The following is a 4,399-nucleotide window of genomic DNA, read 5'->3' on the forward strand; positions in this document are numbered from 1 at the left end:
GGGAACTGCCAGGCTTTAATTTTTTGGGGTTTGCGTTAATATTGACGGCGAGCCACTATTGCTGATATGGCTCAGTTGGTAGAGCACACCCTTGGTAAGGGTGAGGTCCCCAGTTCGAATCTGGGTATCAGCACCATGATAATATATAAAGAATTTGTCTGGCGGCGATAGCGCGGTGGTCCCACCTGACCCCATGCCGAACTCAGCAGTGAAACGCCGTAGCGCCGATGGTAGTGTGGGGTCTCCCCATGTGAGAGTAGGGAACTGCCAGACTTTATTTTAAGACAAAAAGGCCACCCTTTTGGGTGGCCTTTTTGCATTTAGAGAAAAAACTAACTTTGTTTTCCAACTGTTTTCCATGTCTGTAGGCTGATAAACTACTTATTAAATAGCTATTGAGTATTGAGTAAATGCTTTCTCTTAAAGAGTTTAATACTTTTGGGTTATCAGCCCATACTAAATGTTTAGATATAGCTGAATCTGCTGAATCTTTATTAGCTTTATGGCAGAAAGCTAAAAGCCAAAAACAACCTGTACTGCTGCTTGGCGGGGGTAGTAATGTCTTATTTACTGACGATTTTGAAGGAACTGTGATTCTGAACAGAATCATGGGGATTCAATACCAGGAAACTGATGAATCATGGCGTCTACATGTAGGAGCGGGAGAAAATTGGCACGAATTAGTCTGTTATTCTCTTAAAAATCAGATTTATGGATTAGAGAATCTGGCGTTAATTCCAGGTTGTGCTGGTGCGGCCCCGATTCAAAATATTGGCGCGTATGGTATTGAATTTAGAGATGTATGTGAGTACGTAGATATCCTGAATCTGGAAACTGGAGAACAAACGCGTCTTAGTGTTGATGAATGTCAGTTTGGGTATCGGGATAGTGTTTTCAAGCATAAATATCAAGAAAGTTATTTCATTATCTCTGTAGGCTTACTGTTGAAGAAGAATTGGCAGCCGATGTTGAGCTATGGTGATTTGACTAGGTTGTCGAGAAGTAGTGTAACTCCTCAGCAGATTTTTGATTCAGTATGTACAATGCGCGCCAGTAAATTACCTGATCCTGCAATAATAGGAAACGCAGGTAGTTTCTTTAAAAATCCAATTGTCAGTGCGGAAGTTGCGGTAAAAATTAAAGAAAGTTACCCTGATAGCCCCCAGTATCCTCATGCTAGTGGGATGTTCAAATTAGCGGCAGGTTGGCTCATCGAACGGTGTAATTTAAAAGGTTATCGCATCGGTGGTGCATCTGTGCATCTCAGACAAGCTCTAGTATTGATAAATCAGGGAAATGCGACCGGTAAGGATGTAATCGCATTGGCTGCCTATATTCGCCAGCAAGTGATAAGTAAGTTTGGTGTATTACTTGAACCTGAGGTGCGCTTTATTGGTTCGAAAGGCGAAATTGATGCTGTGGAATGTATTTCATGAAAGATATAACCGTACCATTACAATTGATTAAAATTTTGTCTGATGGCGAAGTCCATTCTGGTCAACAACTGGGGCAAGATTTAGGGATGAGTAGGGCTGGAATTAATAAGCATATACAGACAATTCGTGAATGGGGAATTGAACTAGAAACTGCTCCTGGTAAAGGTTATAGCCTCATGGCACCTATGCAGCTACTTGATGAGTCTACTATTTTACAATACTTACCTCAGGATCGTATAACTGTTTTGCCAGTTATTGATTCGACTAATCAGTATTTGCTTGAGCGTTTATCTGAGTTGAAATCAGGGGATGCTTGTGTTGCAGAGTACCAGTATGCTGGCAGAGGGCGGCGTGGAAGGAAATGGGTTTCACCCTTTGGCAAAAATCTTTATTTATCTATGTATTGGCGCCTTGAACAAGGACCTGCTGCTGCAATCGGATTGAGTCTGGTTGTTGGCATTGTTATTGCTGAAGTATTGCATCGATTTGGCGCTAATAGAATTAAGGTAAAATGGCCAAATGATTTATATCTTGATGATAAGAAATTAGCGGGAATCTTAGTTGAATTAATAGGAAAGACTGGTGATGCTGCTCAGGTTGTGATAGGTGTGGGTATAAATATTTCGATGGATCATAAGGACGAAGAACCTATTAATCAGCAATGGATTAATTTGTTGCAGTCAGGAATTCAAGTTGATCGTAATAAATTGGCTGTAGAAATAATACTTGATCTAAGGAAAGCTCTAATTCAGTTTGAAAATGAAGGTTTGTCTTCATTTGTTTCTCGGTGGTTTGAGTTAGATAATTTTATGGATAGACCGGTGAGATTAATCATTGGTAGTCAGGAAGTGTATGGTATAGCCAGGGGTATTAATCAGCAAGGTGCTTTGTTACTTGATCAGAATGGTGTCATAACCCCATATATCGGTGGGGAGATTTCTTTAAGAGGTTGTTAAAAATGACCGGAAGAGAAATATCTTCCGGGTTCGGAGGCTATCTTTACTTACGTAGCCTTACGCTTTCAATAGTGTGATTAGTACCTTTTGTCATGATTAGGCTTGCGCGTTCTCGAGTTGGTAAAATATTTTGTCGCAAATTCAGTCCATTGATCTCTTGCCAGATATCAGATGCAGTATTTATGGCTTCTTCTTCTGATAGCTTGGAATAACTGTGGAAATAAGAATCTGGATCGGAAAAGGCACCCTGGCGGAATTTTAAGAAACGACTGATATACCAACTTTTGAGTAATTTTTCTGGTGCATCGACGTAGATAGAAAAGTCGACAAAATCAGAGACGAATACATGGTGTGGATCATGAGGATAATCCATACCGCTTTGTAATACATTCAAACCCTCTAGAATCAAAATGTCTGGTTGTTTAATGAGTTTTTGCTCATTCGGTACGATATCATAGGTAAGGTGAGAGTAAACTGGTGCAGATACTTGTTTAGAGCCCGATTTAATATCAGATACAAATTTCACTAAGCTATGCATATCATATGATTGCGGGAACCCTTTCTTTTTCATCAGCCCACGTTCATTCAGCACGTTGTTAGAATGTAGAAAACCATCTGTAGTAATTAATTCTACACTTCTGTGTTCAGGCCAACGACTCAGTAGAGCTTGCAATAGACGAGCAGTAGTGCTTTTACCAACAGCAACACTGCCAGCAATTCCTATGACATAAGGGACTTTTTGTCCATCAGTACCTAGAAATTGTTCGAGCACGGCTTGACGACGTAAATTTGAACTAATATAAAAATTGAGCAAGCGAGATAAAGGAAGGTAGATCTCAACAACTTCTTCTAAAGAAATTTCTTCATTAATTCCTTTTAAATCAATTAATTCTTCTTTTGTTAATGTCAGTGGAACTGAATCACGTAAGGTTGCCCATTGTTCACGATTGAATTGCAAATATGGAGTAGCCAAAAAAGGTTCTTTTTTATTCATAAACCAACATCTGCCTGTTTATGCAGGTTGGACAAGTTGCAATAAACAACCTGTACCCGACAAAAAATAAATCGCATGATATCGACTGATGAGCGGCAGGCGTAGGCTTTTTTATATTTTTAGCGGTTTTTTTTGTAAGATAATGCAGAATTGTAAAAAATTGAGTTGTTTTACTTAATCTTAGCTTCAGCTGCCTGTTTATCATGATGGAGATTTAAATGACACAAGATGAAGCGGCCTATCAAGTTTTATCGGGCACGGTGATCAGCTCTTTAGTAGTTGTAGGTAATTTTCGTTTATTATTTGAGCTAAATCTATTGAAAAAAACAGCTAATCGAATGAAGATGAGCGTTTTATGACCGAATGATCAAGGAAAGCAATTTTTTTGTTGCATAGAGCGTTCACACTGCCTAGAATGCGCAGCACTTGATGCCGGCATAGCTCAGTTGGTAGAGCAACTGACTTGTAATCAGTAGGTCCCGAGTTCGACTCTTGGTGCCGGCACCATTAAAAACTTGGAAAGGTGGGGTTCCCGAGCGGCCAAAGGGAGCAGACTGTAAATCTGCCGTCACAGACTTCGAAGGTTCGAATCCTTCCCCCACCACCAAAGAATCAGATTTAATCTTGATATTATTTTGGTGCTTAATTGAAAGCGAAGTATATCAAGATCAACGTACAGCTGATTAAAGTCAGGTAGCCGAGTTCAATGCGGGCATCGTATAATGGCTATTACCTCAGCCTTCCAAGCTGATGATGCGGGTTCGATTCCCGCTGCCCGCTCCAAGATGTGCTGATATAGCTCAGTTGGTAGAGCACACCCTTGGTAAGGGTGAGGTCGGCAGTTCGAATCTGCCTATCAGCACCACTTCCTTAATGTTCTTGTCTCCCGATTTTATTCCTGTAAGCGATATTCAACGAGCAATTGCTTGGTTGATGTGGTGGAACCACCGATTCCGTGTCTTAGAGGGACAATCTAATGTCTAAAGAAAAGTTTGAACGTACAAAACCGCACG

General features: G+C 40.4%; 4 protein-coding genes, 5 tRNA genes and 1 rRNA gene. 9 read left to right on the forward strand and 1 reads right to left on the reverse strand.

The window, feature by feature from the left end; genetic code table 11:
- Positions 1-60 precede the first annotated feature (60 nt).
- The 4 genes from KZ793_RS21600 (at position 61) to birA (ending at position 2,392) form a co-directional block, all read left to right on the forward strand.
- Positions 61-136, forward strand: a tRNA-Thr gene (locus tag KZ793_RS21600).
- Between the two features lie 21 nt (positions 137-157).
- A 5S ribosomal RNA gene (gene rrf, locus KZ793_RS21605) occupies positions 158-273 on the forward strand.
- 137 nt (positions 274-410) lie between these two features.
- Positions 411-1,436 carry a UDP-N-acetylmuramate dehydrogenase gene (gene murB / locus KZ793_RS21610; RefSeq protein WP_225817162.1) on the forward strand — a complete coding sequence of 342 codons (1,026 nt, stop codon included), beginning with the start codon at positions 411-413 and terminating at the stop codon, positions 1,434-1,436.
- Positions 1,433-2,392 (forward strand): bifunctional biotin--[acetyl-CoA-carboxylase] ligase/biotin operon repressor BirA, encoded by a 960-nt coding sequence (birA, locus tag KZ793_RS21615; protein ID WP_225817163.1) that lies wholly within the window; start codon positions 1,433-1,435, stop codon positions 2,390-2,392. The genes murB and birA overlap by 4 nt, the downstream gene beginning before the upstream one ends.
- Positions 2,393-2,435: 43 nt before the next feature.
- On the opposite strand, the gene coaA is transcribed toward birA, so the two are convergent.
- Entirely contained in the window at positions 2,436-3,386 is a 951-nt protein-coding gene (gene coaA, locus KZ793_RS21620) for a type I pantothenate kinase (RefSeq protein WP_088375070.1), read from the reverse strand.
- A gap of 218 nt (positions 3,387-3,604) precedes the next feature.
- Here coaA and KZ793_RS21625 point away from each other — a divergent pair, with 218 nt between their 5' ends.
- The 5 genes from KZ793_RS21625 (at position 3,605) to KZ793_RS21645 (ending at position 4,251) form a co-directional block, all read left to right on the forward strand.
- Positions 3,605-3,745: a hypothetical protein gene (locus KZ793_RS21625; protein ID WP_225817164.1), complete on the forward strand. Its 141-nt coding sequence runs from the start codon at positions 3,605-3,607 to the stop codon at positions 3,743-3,745.
- Positions 3,746-3,817: 72 nt separating this feature from the next.
- Positions 3,818-3,893, forward strand: a tRNA-Thr gene (locus KZ793_RS21630).
- A 15-nt stretch (positions 3,894-3,908) separates the two neighbouring features.
- A tRNA-Tyr gene (locus KZ793_RS21635) sits at positions 3,909-3,993 on the forward strand.
- 101 nt (positions 3,994-4,094) lie between these two features.
- Positions 4,095-4,169 (forward strand) — tRNA-Gly (locus KZ793_RS21640).
- 6 nt (positions 4,170-4,175) lie between these two features.
- Positions 4,176-4,251: transfer RNA gene (locus tag KZ793_RS21645), tRNA-Thr, on the forward strand.
- The last annotated feature ends 148 nt before the right edge of the window (positions 4,252-4,399 follow it).

This window comes from Photorhabdus antumapuensis, from assembly GCF_020387775.1.
GTDB classification, from domain to species: Bacteria; Pseudomonadota; Gammaproteobacteria; order Enterobacterales; family Enterobacteriaceae; genus Photorhabdus; species Photorhabdus antumapuensis.

What these genes read in the sequence shown, in the direction of transcription:
- murB (WP_225817162.1), top strand. Translation starts at nt 411, where the DNA reads ATGCTTTCTCTTAAAGAGTTTAATACTTTTGGGTTATCAGCCCATACT.
- birA (WP_225817163.1), top strand. Translation starts at nt 1,433, where the DNA reads ATGAAAGATATAACCGTACCATTACAATTGATTAAAATTTTGTCTGAT.
- coaA (WP_088375070.1), bottom strand. Translation starts at nt 3,386, where the DNA reads ATGAATAAAAAAGAACCTTTTTTGGCTACTCCATATTTGCAATTCAAT.
- KZ793_RS21625 (WP_225817164.1), top strand. Translation starts at nt 3,605, where the DNA reads ATGACACAAGATGAAGCGGCCTATCAAGTTTTATCGGGCACGGTGATC.